Source organism: Acidovorax sp. KPB24-07 (genome assembly GCF_057543315.1).
The window spans coordinates 1-15,122 of sequence record NZ_BAAJYS010000079.1 but is presented as its reverse complement, the minus strand read 5'-3'; the positions used below and the strand labels follow the sequence as shown (position 1 = coordinate 15,122).

Here is a 15,122-nt window from a genome sequence, read left to right as displayed (position 1 = left end):
CGCGGTGCCGGGGGCGGGCCGAGCGGGGCGGCGGCACGCCGCCCGTGCCCTGGACCGCCGATGCGACGACCGAGCGGAACTGCTTGAGGTCCACCGGCTTGGTGAGGTAGTCGAAGGCGCCCGAGCGCAGGGCCTCCACCGCGTTCTCGGCCGAGCCATAGGCCGTCATGACCACGCAGCGCTCGCGCCGCTGCTGGTCGCGCAGCTCGTGCAGCAGCTCCATGCCGAAGCCGTCCGGCAGGCGCATGTCGGTGATCACGGCGTCGAACTTGCGGGCCTGCAGCTGCTGGCGGGCCTCCTGCAGGTTGCCTGCCGTCTCGACCCGGTAGCCTTCGCGCAGCAGCGTCAGCTCGTACAGGGTGCGCAGGTCGGGTTCGTCATCGACGACGAGGATCGTGGCGGCGTTGGCGTTCATGGACAGGTGCGGGCGGGGTCAGACGACGATTGTGTCAAACAGCGTGGTGTTCGGGTCCTGCGGCCGGGCGTTCTTGCGGAACACGACCGTGAACGCATTGCCGCCGACCGCCCCGCGCGGCAGGTTGCGGGTGAGGCGCTGGTAGCCGATCGACGCGCCGTGCCGCTGGCACAGCTCGCGGCAGATATAGAGGCCCAGCCCGCTGGAGCGGCTTTCCGAGGAAAAGAAGGGCTCGAACAGGTGGCGCTCCACGGTCTTGTCCAGCGGCGCCCCGTCGCTCCACACCTGCAGCCCCACGGCGCCAGCCGCGCTGACGTAGGTGGCCACGTAGAGCGAGTCCGGCTCGCCGCCCATGTAGCGCAGCGCGTTGTCGAGCAGGTTGACGAGCACGCGGCGCAGGTGTTCGGCGTCGAACTCCACGGGCGCGCGGCCCGCCTCCAGCGCGAGCTGGGCCCGGCGCTTGCCCGGGTCCTGCGCCTGCCAGTCGCCCCAGGCCTGCGCGACCGCATCGCAAAGCACGACGGTGGAGGCGGGGGCATGGCTGATCTGGTGCTGCACCCGGGCGATGTCCAGCACCTCCTCCGCGATGCGGGCCAGCCGCTCGGCGTTCTGCTGCACCATGTGGGCCAGGCGCTTCTGGCCGGGCTCGTGCAGTTCTTCTTCCAGCAGGGCATTGGCCTGCATGATGGCCGCAAGGGGATTGCGGATCTCATGGGCCACGGCGGCCGACATGCGGCCCATCGAGGCGAGCTTTTCGGTGCGCAGGCGGGCCTCCATCTCGCGCAGGTCGTGCAGGAACATCACGCACAGGTGCTCGCCCCCGGTCTCGCGCGCGATCTCCTGCGACGACGTGAGCCAGGCCCGTACGTGCAGCGCCAGCGGGCTTTGCCCCGGGTGCAGCACGTCCACGTCGGCGCTTTGCGGCTGGCCTTTCTGGAAGGTCTGGCGCGCCATGGCCAGCAGCGGCTTCCAGGGCGAGGAATGGGCCATGGAGAACGGCAGGGCGTGGCGGGCGTTGGTGCCCAGCAGCCGCAGCGCCGCGGGGTTGGCGATGCGCACGGTGTCGCGCTGGTCCAGCACCAGCACGCCGTCCGACAGGTTGTGGATGACCAGGGCGCTCACCTGTTCCTGCACCTTGGCCGCCATCTGGCTGGCCTGGGCCAGCTGCTGTTCCCGGTTCAGGCGCGAGGCGAGCTGGTGCACCAGGTAGGCGACGATGAAGTAGCCCGTGCCGGTGAGGGCCGTCTGGAAATAGCGCTGCGTGGCGTCGGAGCCGCCGCTGCTGCCCAGCCACCAGGCCCATGCCAGCAGCAACAGCGTCACCGCCGCGGTCGTGCCCAGGGCCAGGGTCAGCGTGCCCAGCACGCCGGCCATCAGGATGGGCAGGCCGAACAGGGGCGTGAAGTTCATGGAGCCCACGTGCAGGATCTGCAGCGTGCTGATCAAGGCCAGGTCCACGCCGATCGAGCACATCCACTGCAGCCACGAATGGGGCCCGGGCGGCGCATTGCCGGCCAGCACCAGCAGCAGCACGGTAGCCACCAGATAGCCGGCGCAGATGCCCAGCAGCAGGGGTTCGTAGGACTGGTTCAGCGCCACGCCCAGGCCCTGCAGCAGCAGCAGGGCGGCGGCCACCATGATGCGGCCCGACAGGAAGCTGCCCCACAGCCGGGCGAAGGGGGCGTCGGCGGACAGCAGGGCGCTGGCGCGTTTCAGGGCCGGCACGGGCGGAGGCCTTTCACGCCGGCCCTTGGCGCTGGTGCTCGGGAGTGCAGTAGCTCGCGCCGCCGTCGGTCAGCGCCTCGGAGCGGGGGGATGTGCACGCCGCACCGGGCGCAGGACACCATGGCCTGCGGCAAGGCGGGGCGCGCCGCGGCGGGCGGTGGCATCTCCCGGCGCCGCTGGTTGCGCCACACCCCGAACGCGATGACCAGCACCGCCAGCAGGACGAGGTACTTCATGCGGCGCGTCCCAGGACCACTTCGAGCACGAAGCGCGAGCCCACGTAGGCCAGCAGCAGCAGGCCGGCGCCGGCATACAGCACGCGCACGGCGCTGCGCCCGCGCCAGCCGAAACGCGCGCGCCCGATCAGCAGCACCGCGAACGTGATCCATGACAGGACCGAGAACACCGTCTTGTGCTCCCACTTCCAGGCCCGGCCGTACAGCGTTTCGCCGAACAGCCAGCCGGCCACCAGCGTGGCGGTGAGGAGCACGAAGCCGGCCATCACGAAGCGGAACGTGAGGCGCTCCAGGGTGAGCAGGGGGATGCCGCTGTGCGGGTCCGCGGCCTGGCGGATCTTGCGCTCCGCGCGGGTCATGAGCCAGGCATGGACCACGGCGGCGGCGAACAGCCCGTAGGACGCGATGCCCAGCGCCAGGTGCAGCGGCAGCCAGGCGGATGCGTTCACGTGCAGGGGCTGCCCCGGAAACAGCAGCGCGAGCACCACCGCCACGGAGCCCAGGGCGCCCAGCAGCCAACGGGCCTGGAGTTCGGGAAACATCTGGCGTTCGACGGCATACACGGTGAGGACCAGCCATGCCGTCATGGAGAGGGCGGGCGCGAAACCGAAGTGCGGCGTGCCTCCGAGCAGGCTGTAGGCCAGCACCGCCGCGTGCAGGCCCCAGGCGACCCAGAGCGCGGTACGGCCCGTTTTGCCGCCGAACCGCGCGGCGGCCGCGGCGGGGGCGGCGTAAGCCATCGCCGCGGATAAGGCCAGCAGCCAGCTGACGGGAGACGCACTGGGTAAAATCATGGACTCACAGTTTAGCCCTTCGCCCGCCCCCGGCGGACCTGCCTGCGGCACCAGCCGCCCAGGCACAGGGGCACTTCCGGAACACTCCTATGGCCTCCGCCCTTACCGAAAAACTCACGCGACTCGTCAAGGAGATGCGCGGCCAGGCCCGCATCACCGAATCCAACGTCCAGGACATGCTGCGCGAAGTGCGCATGGCGCTGCTGGAGGCCGACGTGGCCCTGCCGGTGGTGCGCGACTTCATCGCCCGCGTGAAGGAAAAGGCCCTGGGCCAGGAGGTGCTGGGCTCCCTCAAGCCGGGGCAGACGCTGGTGTCCATCGTGAACCGCGAGCTGGCGGCCACCATGGGCGAGGGCATCGCCGACATCAATCTGGCGGCCCAGCCGCCCGCGGTGATCCTCATGGCCGGCCTGCAGGGCGCGGGCAAGACCACCACCACCGCCAAGCTGGCCAAGCACCTGATCGAAAAGCGCAAAAAGAAGGTGCTCACCGTGTCGGGCGACGTGTACCGGCCCGCCGCCATCGAGCAGCTCAAGACCGTGACTGCGCAGGCCGGCGCCGAGTGGTTCCCGAGCACGGCCGACCAAAAGCCCCTGGACATCGCCCGCGCGGCCATCGACTACGCCAAGCGGCATTATTTCGACGTGCTGCTGGTGGACACGGCCGGGCGCCTGGCCATCGACGAAGCCTTGATGAACGAAATCAAGGAACTGCACGCTGCGCTGAACCCGGTCGAGACGCTGTTCGTCGTCGATGCCATGCAGGGGCAGGACGCCATCAACACCGCCCGCGCTTTCAAGGAGGCGCTGCCGCTCACCGGTATCGTGCTGACCAAGCTGGACGGCGACTCGCGCGGCGGCGCGGCGCTGTCGGTGCGCCAGGTGACCGGTGCGCCCATCAAGTTCGCCGGGGTGTCCGAGAAGATCGACGGCCTGGAAGTGTTCGATGCCGAGCGCCATGCCGGCCGCATCCTGGGCATGGGCGACATCGTCGCGCTGGTCGAGCAGGTGAGCGCGGGCGTGGACATGGAGGCGGCGCAGAAGCTCGCGGCCAAGGTCAAGAGCGGCGACGGCTTCGACCTGAACGACTTCCTGTCGCAGCTGCAGCAGATGAAGCAGATGGGCGGCCTGTCCAGCCTCATGGACAAGCTGCCGGCCCAGTTCTCCGCCAAGGCCGGCCAGGTGGACATGGACAAGGCGGAGAAGGACATCCGCCGCAAGGAAGGCATCATCCAGAGCATGACGCCCCTGGAGCGCCGCAAGCCCGAGCTGATCAAGGCCACGCGCAAGAAGCGCATCGCCGCCGGCTCCGGTGTGCACGTGCAGGAGGTGAACCGCCTGCTGAACGAGTTCGATCAGATGCAGGGCATGATGAAGAAGATGAAGGGCGGCGGCCTCATGAAGATGATGAAGCGCATGGGTGGCATGAAGGGCTTGGGCGGCGGCGGGATGCCGAAGCTGCCGTTCTGACCCGAGCCCCGACGCCCGCCGTGCCGGTCGGATCGTAGGCACCGGCGGCGGTGTTTTGCTATAAAAAATATAGCGATATGCCCTAGTGAATCATGCGCTGGAGCCCGAAAAGACTTTGATCTGTCGGCGCCTGCGCTTGGTGGATGGAACCCGATCTCCGAGCTTGGCCGATCGCCACGCGCTCGCACCGGCCCGGTCACCATTCACCTTCCCATAGAAAAAGCCGACCCGAGGGTCGGCTTTTTCATTGAAGCGCCGCGGTGGGTGGCGCGCGTTGGCAGGTGGATGCCGTTCAGGCCGCCTTCAGCACCGGGGCTGCGGAACGCAGGGGGCGGTTCTTCAGCTGGGTGGCATGCATCCATGCGCGGCGCAGGACGGGCGGAGACCATGCCTCTTCGGGGATCAGCAGCAGGCGCTGGGCCCGCACGGCACGGCCCAGGGCGATCTGGCTGGAAACCACCACCAGCGGGATGGACAGGGCCAGCGGCAGGCCGACGGGCATGAGCCAGATCAGCGCGCTCGGGTCGATCAGCGCCACGCCCAGGCCCAGCAGGGCGATCACGCCGGTCATCGGGGCCAGCTGGCGAACCGCGTCGCTCCAGGGCACGGCATTGGCTTCGCGGGGAGGCGATTTCCATTCCAGCTTCAGGCCGGTGAGGGCGATGATCACGAACAGCGAATGGGCCAGCATGCGGATCGGGGCCTGCAGGATGGCCAGCACGCTTTCCAGACCGGCGCTCTTGATCAGGCTGGCGCTGCCGCCGTACTGCTTTTGCTCGCCCTTCATGAAGATCGCTGCCACGCCCAGGGCGCGGGGCAGGAACAGCATGCACAGCGTCCAGGCCCACAGCGCCATCAGTTCGCTGGGCAGGATGTTCCAGTCGGACACCAGGCGGGCGCCGGCCAGCCACAGGGCCGTGCCGAAGGTGATGAAGGCCAGCCACAGGGGCGCCGACAGGTAGGCCATCGCGCCGGTGACGAACATGGCGCGGTGCACGGGGTGGATGCCGGGCTCGGCCATCAGGCGGGCGTTCTGCAGGTTGCCCTGGCACCAGCGGCGGTCACGCTGCAGCTCGGACAGCAGGTCCGGCGGTTGTTGCTCGTAGCTGCCGACCAGGTCGGACACCAGCCACACATGGTAGCCGGCACGGCGCATCAGGGCCGCTTCCACGAAGTCGTGCGACATGATGCCGCCGCTCATGCCGCCGGTGCCCTTGATCGGGGCCAGCGCGCAGTGTTCCATGAAGGGCTGTACGCGGATGATCGCGTTGTGGCCCCAGTAGTGGGACTCGCCCAGTTGCCAGAACTGCATGCCCAGCGTGAACAGGCGGCCCGTCACGCGGGAGGCGAACTGCTGTGCACGGGCGTGCAGGGTGACGTGGCCGATGGCCTGGGTGGCGGTCTGGATGATGCCGGCGCGGGGATGCGCTTCCATCAGCTTGGCCATGGAGACGATGCAATCGCCGCTCATCACGCTGTCGGCGTCGAGCACGACCATGTAGCGGTAGTCCTTGCCCCAGCGGCGGCAGAAGTCGGCCACGTTGCCGGCCTTGCGGTGGCTGCGGCGGGTGCGCAGGCGGTAGTACACCTCGACCTGCGGCTGGTTGCCGTTGGCGGCCAGGGCGGCGCGCAGGTCTTCCCACGCGGCGCGCTCGGCGGCGGCGATTTGGGGGTCGTAGCTGTCGGACAGCACGAACACGTCAAAAGTCTTGGCATGCCCCGTGGCAGCCACGGATTCGCAGGTGGCGCGCAGGCCGGCGAACACGGTGGAGACGTCCTCGTTGCAGATCGGCATGATGATCGCCGTGCGTGCATCGGCGTTCAACGGGTTGTTGCGCACGCTGGCGGCGGACAGCGCGTGCGCGTCGCCCCGCAGCATGACCCAGAAGCCCATCACGCCGGTCAGGAAGCCGGTGACGACCCAGGTGGAGAGCAGGGCGAACAGGGCGAGTTGGCCGTATTCGAGCCAGGCGCTGTCGTAGCTGGGCTGCACGCCTGCGAACAGCGTGGTGGCGAGCGCGCTGCTGGCCACGGTCAGCAGCATGAACACCAAGCGGCGCTGCTGGGCGGCCTGTTGCCAGGTTTCGGTGATTTCGGAGCCTTCCGCGGGGCGGTTGCGCTGGCCGTTCAGGCGCATGAGCAAGGCGGTGCCGATGCTGTTCCAGAAGCCGCGCCATGGCAGGGGCGCCATGGAGCCGCGGTGCACCGGCGGTGCGGTGAGCGAGTTGGGGTGGCGTTCTTCGCGCAGCGTGCTGCGGTCAGAGGCCACCGGCCGGGGGTACGTGGCGCCGCGCCGCGCCACCACGGCGGGGGCGTGCGCAACAGCGCCGACACGTCCTGCACGGGAAGATTGATGTGGGTCCATGGTTCCCTCACTGCGAAGTTGGGTTGTCGTTGGGAAAGAAGCGGCCGTCCGGCTTTCGGCGACAAACGCGCCGAAGGCCGAGGACGGGGCCGGACGCGCAGAGGTTTCGCCCCGGGCCGCCTGTGCCGGTGGCTGTCCTGCAGCCACTGCTGCTGCAGGTGTCCGGTTCGCATCAGCGCGGTGCGCCGGGCGGGCGGTGGAGGAGGAAATTTCTTGCGTCATGCCGGTCTATAGGGCAAACCCTGTGCCAGCTTCTAAAAGTCTTTTTAAATCAAAGACTTGCGACGTTTTTGGCCTGTAAGTGGTTGTGCGGCGCAGCAAAACCACCTGAAAACGGCCGAATCTGTCGGGATTCAGCGACCCATCCCTCGGTTGGAAACCAAATTTCCTTTTAAATCAACAACTTAGTCCTGTCGCTCATCGGCGACATCGTCTGCCGCACCCGCATCGGCCTTGAAATTGCCGGGGGTCAGCGCGTGCTTTTGCAGCAGCCGGTAGAACTCGGTGCGGTTGCGCTGCGCCAGGCGGGCGGCGTCGGCCACGTTGCCGTCCGTCATCTTGAGCAGGTCCACCAGATACTCCCGTTCGAACCGCTGGCGGGCCTCTGCGAAGCTGAGCACCTGGGCCGAGGGCGTGCGCAGGGCGCGCTGTACGAGGCCCAGCGACACCAGGGGCGTGGTGGACAGGGCGCAGACCTGTTCCACCACGTTGAAGAGCTGTCGCACGTTGCCGGGCCAGGCGGCCGTGGTCAGCGCCTTCAAGGCCTCCGGCGAGAAGCCGGACAGGCGCTTGTCGTACTTGCGGGCCAGGTTGTCCAGGAAGTGGTTGGCCAGCAGCGCGATGTCCTCGCGCCGGTCGCCCAGCGTGGGCAGGGTCAGCGTGACGACGTTCAGGCGGTAGTAGAGGTCTTCCCGGAACTGGGCGGCGGCCATGGCCGTCTCCAGGTCCCGGTGGGTGGCCGAGATGATGCGCACGTTCACCGGCGTCGCCTGGCTCGCGCCCACCGGGCGCACGGCACGCTCCTGCAGCACGCGCAGCAGCTTGACCTGCAGGGCAGGCGGCATATCTCCGATTTCGTCGAGCAGCAGCGTGCCGCCATCCGCCGCCTGGAACAGGCCCTTGTGGTTGGTCACCGCGTCGGTGAATGCACCCTTCATGTGGCCGAACAGCTCGGATTCGAGCAGCGCTTCGGGAATGGCGCCGCAGTTGACCGCCACGAAGGGCCGGTTGGCGCGCGGACTGGCGCGGTGGATGGCGCGTGCCAGCAGTTCCTTGCCGGTGCCGCTGTCGCCCAGCAGCAGCACGCTGGCATCGGACTGCGCCACCATGTGGGCCTCGGCCAGCAGGTCCGCCATGCGGTTGGAGCGGCTGATGATCTCGGCGCGCCAGGCGTCGTCGGCGCGGGTGGCCTGCGCCGTGGGCGTGCTGAACGCCAGGGCCTGGGCGATCTTGTCCAGCAGGTCCTTGGCGTCGTAGGGCTTGGTGAGGTAGGTGAAGACGCCGCGTGCCGTGGCCTCCACTGCGTCGGGGATCGTGCCGTGCGCGGTCAGCAGGATGACCGGCAGCGAGGGGTGGCGCGAGCGCACCTCGTCGAACAGCGCCAGGCCGTCGCGCCCCGGCAGCCGGACGTCGCTCAGCACGAGCTGGGGACGGTCGATGTCCAGCTGCGCGAGCGCGGCCTCGGCGGACGTCACCGCCGTGACCTCGTATCCCGCGCCCTGCAGGCGCAGGGACAGCAGCCGCAGCATGTCGGCGTCGTCGTCCACCACAAGGATGCGTTGGCGGTGTCCGGAGGAAGCTTTCATGGTGGCGATCGGTTGGCGGTCAGCGTTGGGGTTCTGCGGCGGGAGGGGGCTGCGCGCCCTTGGCGGGGTCGTTGACGCCGCCGGGCCGGGCGTTCAGGCTGCGCTCGATGGCGCGCATGGCCTCCAGCCGGTCGTTCAGCTGGTCGATCCGCCGCTGGGCATCGCGCAGTTGCTGGTTCTGCCGGTCCAGCTGGTCTTCCAGCCGGCGCTGCTGCAGCAGCCGTCCTTCCAGCAGGCGGGCCAGCGGGTGCAAGGCCGGTGCGGGCGCCGTGGTATCGGCCATCACGCGTTGCACCAACCCGAGGGCCCGGGCCGTGTCGGGCGGCTGGCGCGTGTGCATGAGCACGATGGCCAGCTGCAGCGGCTTTTCGGGCGACTGCTGCTGCGCATTGGACAACTGCGTGATCTCGGCGGCAAGCTCCGCCGTGCCCATGCTGCGCACCTTGTCCGCGTACTGCAGCATCTGCCGCGGAACGGAAGGGCGCTGGCTGCCGTTGTCCTTGCTGGCGGGTTCGGACACCGGTGCGGGGGGCTCGTCGGGCTCTTCCTTCGGCGGCGGGGCGGTGGGTGCAGGCACTTCCACGGGCGGGGGCGGAGGAGGCGGCGCCGGCGGTGGATTGGCGCAGCCCGTGCTCAGCAGGGCCACCAGCAGCAGGCCGGCCGGCCCGGCGCTGCGCGCACCGAAGACCACTCGCGGGACGGAGTGCGACGGGAAATCAGGAGACATGGGGCAATTCAATGCGGAAGGGGGTGCGTTCGCCGTCTTCCACAAGGGTGACGTGGCCGCCGTGGGCGCTCACGTATTCCTGGACGATGGACAGGCCGATGCCCGTGCCGCGTGCGGCGTCCTCGGGTTGGCGCACACCCCGATAAAACGGTTCGAAGATGCGGGAGCGGTCATTCTCATGCACTCCGGGGCCGTCATCCGCGAAATCGATGCGAATCCGGTCGGGAAAACGTGACAAGGTGATCCGAATCGTTCCGCCGCGCGGCGAAAACCGGATGGCGTTCGACAGCAGGTTGCTGACCGCCGGGGCGATCTTCTCCGCGTCGATCTGCAGCGCCACCGGCGCGCCCTCCACCACCACGTCGAGCTTCTTGGCCTGCCAGTGCAGGCGCTGGGCCTCCACCTGGCTTTCGATGAGCGCGAGCAGGTCGGTCTCCGCGCGGCGCAACTGGCGCGCTTCGAACGCCGCCGCGTTGAAGCGCAGCAGCGCCTCGATCTCGCCCTGCAGCACCAGGGTGTTCTGGTGCAGGATGTCCACCACCTCGCGCTGGCCTTCGGTCAGCTCGCCCGTCACGCCGTCCTGCAGCAGCGCCACGCCTTCGCGCATCGAGGCCAGCGGCGTCTTGAGTTCATGGGAGACGTGACGCAGGAAGCGGGCCTTGTCGGCATCCAGCTCCAGCAGCCGCATGCGCAGCCATTCCAGTTGCTGGCCCACGCGGCGGATGTCCACCGGGCCGGAGAGGTCCACCGCCTGCGACAGGTCGTTCTCGCCCAGCAGGCGGATGGCGTGCTCCATGCGCTTGAACGGCCGGGCCAGCCAGATGCCGAAGGCCAGCGCCAGGGCGAGCGCCAGCACGATCACGCCCACCACCTGGTGCGTCACCTCGCGCCGGCTGGCCTCGATCTTTTCCAGCAGTTCGGTGCTGCGCTGCGCATTCATGTCCTGCACGGTCTGGGCGATGGTGCCGTTGAGCGCGTCCAGTTCGAGGAACAGCGCCGCCACCACCCGCTCGTTTTCCAGCGACAGCGCCGCGGGGCCGTCCAGCAGCGACGTGACCTCGCCCAGGTGCTTGCGCCACTGGTTGGGCAGGTCCGGCGGCAGGCCCTTGGCCTCCAGTCGCTGCAGGATGTCGCGGGCCTCGCGCGAGACCTCGTCGAACCGCCGCCGCAGCGACTTGTCGGCCAGCACCAGCGACTGGCGCGCTGCGCGCTCCAGCGTCTGGCTGCGCCCGTTCAGGCTCTGCGCCGAGGCGTTGAGCTGGATCGCCTCGGCCGCGCCGTTGCGGCTTTGGCCCATCAGTTGCTCCAGCGTGAAGATCGCCCGCAGCGAACTGGCGCCGAGCAGCCCGGCGATCAGCAGGAAAGCCAGCAGCATCATCTGCTGGAACGACAGGCCACCGAGCGCAGCCACCCCTTGCTGCCGGCGCAGGAAGCGCATCGCGAATGCCATGCCCATGCGGCTCAGTGCGCCAGCGCCGGTTCGCGCACCACCACCTCGCCGCGCAGGGTGTAGGCCTTGGCCTCGGTGATGGCCACGTCCACCATCTGCCCGACCAGCCGGGGCTGGCCGACGAAGTTGACGACGCGGTTGCATTCGGTGCGGCCCATCAGCTCGCTGGCGTCGCGCTTGGAGGCGCCTTCGACCAGGATGCGCTGCACCGTGCCCACGCGGCTTTCGCTGATCGACTTGATGTTGCCGTTGATCACGGCCTGCAGTTCCTGCAGGCGGCGCAGCTTCACCTCGTGCGGCGTGTCGTCGTGCAGGCTGGCGGCCGGCGTGCCCGGGCGCGGGCTGAAGATGAAGCTGAAGCTGTTGTCGAAGTGCACGTCGTCGATGAGCTTCATCATCTTGCGGAAGTCCTCCTCGGTCTCGCCTGGGAATCCCACGATGAAGTCGCTGCTCATCGCCAGGTCCGGCCGGATCGCGCGCAGCTTGCGCACGGTGCTCTTGTATTCCATGGCGGTGTAGCCCCGCTTCATGGCCATGAGGATGCGGTCGGCGCCGTGCTGGACCGGCAGGTGCAGGTGGCTGGCCAGCTTGGGGATGCGCGCATAGGCCTCGATCAGGCGCGGCGTGAATTCGTTGGGGTGGCTGGTGGTGTAGCGGATGCGCTCGATGCCTGGAATGTCGGCCACGTATTCCAGCAGCAGCGCGAAGTCGGCGATTTCCGCCGTGTCGCCCATCTTGCCCAGGTAGGCGTTCACGTTCTGGCCCAGCAGTGTGATCTCTTTCACGCCCTGGTCGGCGAGCCCCGCGACCTCGACCAGCACGTCGTCGAACGGCCGGCTCACCTCCTCGCCGCGGGTGTAGGGCACCACGCAGTAGCTGCAGTATTTGCTGCAGCCTTCCATGATGGAGACGAAGGCGCTGGCGCCTTCCACGCGCGCGGGGGGCAGGTGGTCGAACTTCTCGATCTCGGGAAAGCTGATGTCCACCTGCGGGCGGCGCTGCACCTCGCACTGGGCCAGCAGCTCGGGCAGGCGGTGCAGCGTCTGCGGGCCGAACACCACGTCCACGTATGGGGCGCGCTTGATGATCTCGGCGCCTTCCTGGCTGGCCACGCAGCCGCCTACACCGATCTTCACGCCCCGCTCTTTCAGGTGCTTGATGCGCCCGAGGTCGCTGAAGACCTTCTCCTGCGCCTTCTCGCGCACCGAGCAGGTGTTGAAGAGGATCAGGTCCGCCTCGTCCACGTTCTGCGTGGGCTCGTAGCCCTGGGCGGCATGCAGCACGTCGGCCATCTTGTCCGAGTCGTACTCGTTCATCTGGCAGCCGAAGGTTTTGATGAAGACTTTTTTGCTCATGGGGAATCTCTGGTGTCGGTAGCGCTGCCCGCGGCCAATGGCGGGCGGGGCCGGTCGTGCGGCTGGAAAGGGATGGCGCACCCAGCGGCCGCAGCGCTGGCGGCGCCAGGGCCTATTTATCGCTTGGGAATCTCGGATTCGAAGATGAAATTGCGGTCCGTCGACGTCGCACCCTTGCGCGGCTGGGCCGCTTCATCCTTGCTGAGGATCCAGGCGGTCAGCAGCATGCCGGTGCTGGCCTCGACGACATAGTTCACCGTGAACTTCTGCCCGATCACCGAGTGGGCCATGACCAGCGTGTTCTGTGGGCTGAGCAGGCGCATGCCGGGGGCCATGCGGATGGCCTTGCCATCCAGTTGCGCATCGACGGTGCTGTTGATGGCCAGCGTACCGCGCAGGGCATTTTCAGGAAAGGTGCGCACGCCGCCCAGGGGGGCGACCACCTGGGCCGCGGCGGGCAGGACCGCGCCGCAGAGCAGGGCGCTGGCCAGCAACGGCGTGAAGAGAAAGGAAAAACGAGCAGTGGGGCAGCGGTTCATGGTTTACATCCAGGGGCTGGGGGCGCGATTTTACGTGCAGGCCCGAGGCGATCGCCGGCCGCGTTGGAAGAGGCGACAAGAAAAGTGTTGAACGCCAAAAAAAGTCGCGCTATAATTGAGGGCTTAGGCGCTTTAGCTCAGTCGGTTAGAGCGATGGAATCATAATCCACAGGTCCGCGGTTCGAATCCGTGAAGCGCCACCAAACAAAAAAGGGGCTGCGTGCAAACGCAGCCCCTTTTGCTTTTTCGGCCCGCTGGCGGGCAAGGGATGGTGGTGATTCATGCTTCCCTCGTGCCCCATGGCCCCGGAGCCCGGCGGCCACGAAAGCCGCCGTCCAGTCACCCCATGGCGGCGGGCGCTACCGCCTCTGCCGGCCGTTGCACCGCCGCGCCATCGAACCGTTCCCGCGCACTGCGGATGCTCCGATGGTTCATTTCCGCCCACTGCAGCAACTGCGACAACGGCGCCAGCACCGACTGCCCCAAAGCCGACAGCCGGTACTCCACACTGGGTGGCTTGGTCGGAAAGACGTGCCGGGTCAGCAGGCCGTCGCGCTCCAGGGACCGCAGGGTCTGGGCCAGCATGCGCTTGGAGATGTCGGGCACGGCCCGTTGCAGTGCGCCGAAGCGCAAGGGGGCCGGGGCGAGCGTCAGCAGGATCAGCGTGGTCCATTTGTCGCCGATGTGGTCCAGCACGTCGCGCACCGGGCACTGGCCGAGGTCCAGCCCGTCGGGCCGCTCGCGCATCCAGGCCTGGGTGGCGGCCAGGGCTTCGAGGGCCTCGGGGGCGGCCGGGGCAGGGGGGTGAGCGTCAGGTAACCAGGGCATGAAAAGCTGCCTTCTTGTGGAAGTTGGGGCGGTTCCTAATATAGACCTCCTCTCCAATCCATACCCAGAGGATCTTTGCATGTCCACTTCTTCCCCCCGCCTGCTCGTCACCGGTGCCAATGGCCAGCTCGGCCGCCTCGTCATCCAGCAGCTTCTCACGCGGGTGCCGGCCTCGCAGATCGTGGCCTCGGTGCGCAACGTGGAGAAAAGCGCGGCCGTGCTGCCCGCAGGCATCGAGCTGCGCCAGGCGGACTACGGCGATGCGGCCTCGTGGGATGCCGCGCTGCAGGGCATCGACCGCGTGCTGTTGATTTCTTCCAGCGAGGTCGGCAGCCGGGTCGCGCAGCATGGCAATGTCATCAGCGCGGCAGCCCGGGCAAAGGTGCAATTGATCGCCTACACGAGCGTGCTGCATGCCGACGTGTCTCCGCTGGGCTTGGCGAAAGAGCATCTGGCGACCGAGGTGCTGCTCCAGGAGTCGGGTGTGCCCTTCGTGCTGCTGCGCAACAGCTGGTACACCGAGAATAATCTGATGGGCATTGCCGATGCGCTCGGCCGCGGCGTGCTGGTGGGCAGCTCGGGCGAAGGCCGGTTCGCTTCGGCGTCGCGGGAGGACTACGCCGCCGCGGCCGCCGCCGTGCTGGCCGCGAAGGACAGCCATGCCGGCAAAGTCTATGAACTCGCGGGCGACGATGCCTACACCCGGGCCGAGCTGGCGCAGGAAGTGTCACGCCAGGCCGGCAAGCCGCTGGCTTATCAGGACATGCCCGAAGCCGCCTACCGCGACCTGCTGGTCCAGGTGGGGCTGCCTGCGCCTGTGGCCGAGATGCTTGCGCAAAGCGACGCCAGCGCTGCCCAGGGTGCGTTGTTCGACAGCGGTCGCCAGCTCAGTGCGCTGATCGGCCGGCCCACGACGCCTCTGGCGGCGTCGGTAAGCGAAGCCCTGAAATCCTGAATTGGCAGGCCCAGCCTACCCCCACCCCCGCGTAGATCCAGGCCGGTCGCACGGCCGGGCGTTGCCGAAGGCGAGCGTCAAGCCCCCCGCTTGCGCCCCTTCGGCATTTGCATATGTGGTCAAAGTATTTTTATTTCGCATGCAAGGGCCTCATGATTTCACAAAACGCATGAAATCAAGCCCATGGAATTGCGCCAGCTCGAAGCCTTCGCCGCGGTGATGTCCACCGGCAGCGTGACCGCGGCCGCGCGCCTGCTGGACCGCTCGCAGCCCTCCGTCAGCCGCTCGCTGCAGGAACTGGAGGCAGAGATCGGCTATGCGCTCTTCGCCCGCGGCGGCCCGCGCGTCACGCCGACCGAGCAGGGCTTTTTGCTGTACGAGGACGTGGAGCGCGCGCTCGGCGGCCTGCGGCAGATCCGCGATCGCGCCGCCGAGATCGCGCGCGGCGAGGCCCGGCCC

General features: G+C 68.3%; 13 protein-coding genes and 1 tRNA gene. 4 read left to right on the top strand and 10 right to left on the bottom strand.

Going from position 1 to position 15,122, the window contains the following annotated elements:
* The 3 genes from AC27IQ_RS11045 to AC27IQ_RS11035 form a co-directional block, all read right to left on the bottom strand.
* A partial coding sequence (locus AC27IQ_RS11045) for a response regulator (RefSeq protein WP_487089482.1) occupies positions 1–415 on the bottom strand: 415 nt, incomplete at its 3' end.
* Positions 416–433: 18 nt separating this feature from the next.
* Positions 434–2,140 carry a two-component system sensor histidine kinase NtrB gene (locus AC27IQ_RS11040; RefSeq protein ID WP_317356124.1) on the bottom strand — a complete coding sequence of 569 codons (1,707 nt, stop codon included), beginning with the start codon at positions 2,138–2,140 and terminating at the stop codon, positions 434–436.
* A 232-nt stretch (positions 2,141–2,372) separates the two neighbouring features.
* On the bottom strand, positions 2,373–3,170 hold the full coding sequence (locus tag AC27IQ_RS11035; RefSeq protein WP_284429445.1) for a cytochrome C assembly family protein: 798 nt from the start codon (positions 3,168–3,170) through the stop codon (positions 2,373–2,375).
* An 89-nt stretch (positions 3,171–3,259) separates the two neighbouring features.
* On the opposite strand from AC27IQ_RS11035, the gene ffh reads away from it, so the two are divergent.
* Entirely contained in the window at positions 3,260–4,639 is a 1,380-nt protein-coding gene (gene ffh / locus AC27IQ_RS11030; protein WP_272567296.1) for a signal recognition particle protein, read from the top strand.
* Between the two features lie 292 nt (positions 4,640–4,931).
* On the opposite strand, the gene mdoH is transcribed toward ffh, so the two are convergent.
* The 6 genes from mdoH to AC27IQ_RS11000 all read right to left on the bottom strand — a co-directional run bounded on the left by mdoH (position 4,932) and on the right by AC27IQ_RS11000 (position 12,880).
* Complete coding sequence (gene mdoH / locus AC27IQ_RS11025; protein ID WP_487089481.1) at positions 4,932–7,004, bottom strand: glucans biosynthesis glucosyltransferase MdoH; 2,073 nt, start codon at positions 7,002–7,004, stop codon at positions 4,932–4,934.
* 404 nt (positions 7,005–7,408) lie between these two features.
* Positions 7,409–8,809, bottom strand: coding sequence for a sigma 54-interacting transcriptional regulator (locus AC27IQ_RS11020; RefSeq protein WP_284429443.1), 1,401 nt, complete (start codon positions 8,807–8,809; stop codon positions 7,409–7,411).
* Between the two features lie 19 nt (positions 8,810–8,828).
* A complete protein-coding gene (locus AC27IQ_RS11015) occupies positions 8,829–9,536 on the bottom strand; it encodes a hypothetical protein (RefSeq protein WP_487089480.1) in 708 nt (235 codons plus the stop codon).
* Positions 9,526–10,986, bottom strand: a complete 1,461-nt coding sequence (locus tag AC27IQ_RS11010; protein WP_284429596.1) for an ATP-binding protein — start codon at positions 10,984–10,986, stop codon at positions 9,526–9,528. The genes AC27IQ_RS11015 and AC27IQ_RS11010 overlap by 11 nt, the downstream gene beginning before the upstream one ends.
* A gap of 11 nt (positions 10,987–10,997) precedes the next feature.
* Complete coding sequence (gene miaB / locus AC27IQ_RS11005) at positions 10,998–12,341, bottom strand: tRNA (N6-isopentenyl adenosine(37)-C2)-methylthiotransferase MiaB (RefSeq protein WP_487089479.1); 1,344 nt, start codon at positions 12,339–12,341, stop codon at positions 10,998–11,000.
* Between the two features lie 116 nt (positions 12,342–12,457).
* On the bottom strand, positions 12,458–12,880 hold the full coding sequence (locus AC27IQ_RS11000) for a hypothetical protein (RefSeq protein ID WP_487089478.1): 423 nt from the start codon (positions 12,878–12,880) through the stop codon (positions 12,458–12,460).
* A gap of 126 nt (positions 12,881–13,006) precedes the next feature.
* On the opposite strand from AC27IQ_RS11000, the gene AC27IQ_RS10995 reads away from it, so the two are divergent.
* Positions 13,007–13,083, top strand: a tRNA-Met gene (locus AC27IQ_RS10995).
* Between the two features lie 136 nt (positions 13,084–13,219).
* On the opposite strand, the gene AC27IQ_RS10990 is transcribed toward AC27IQ_RS10995, so the two are convergent.
* Positions 13,220–13,708 carry a winged helix-turn-helix transcriptional regulator gene (locus tag AC27IQ_RS10990; RefSeq protein WP_487089477.1) on the bottom strand — a complete coding sequence of 163 codons (489 nt, stop codon included), beginning with the start codon at positions 13,706–13,708 and terminating at the stop codon, positions 13,220–13,222.
* Between the two features lie 79 nt (positions 13,709–13,787).
* On the opposite strand from AC27IQ_RS10990, the gene AC27IQ_RS10985 reads away from it, so the two are divergent.
* On the top strand, positions 13,788–14,663 hold the full coding sequence (locus tag AC27IQ_RS10985; protein ID WP_487089476.1) for an SDR family oxidoreductase: 876 nt from the start codon (positions 13,788–13,790) through the stop codon (positions 14,661–14,663).
* 183 nt (positions 14,664–14,846) lie between these two features.
* Positions 14,847–15,122 (top strand): LysR family transcriptional regulator (locus tag AC27IQ_RS10980; protein ID WP_487089475.1); only part of this gene is annotated, 276 nt, incomplete at its 3' end.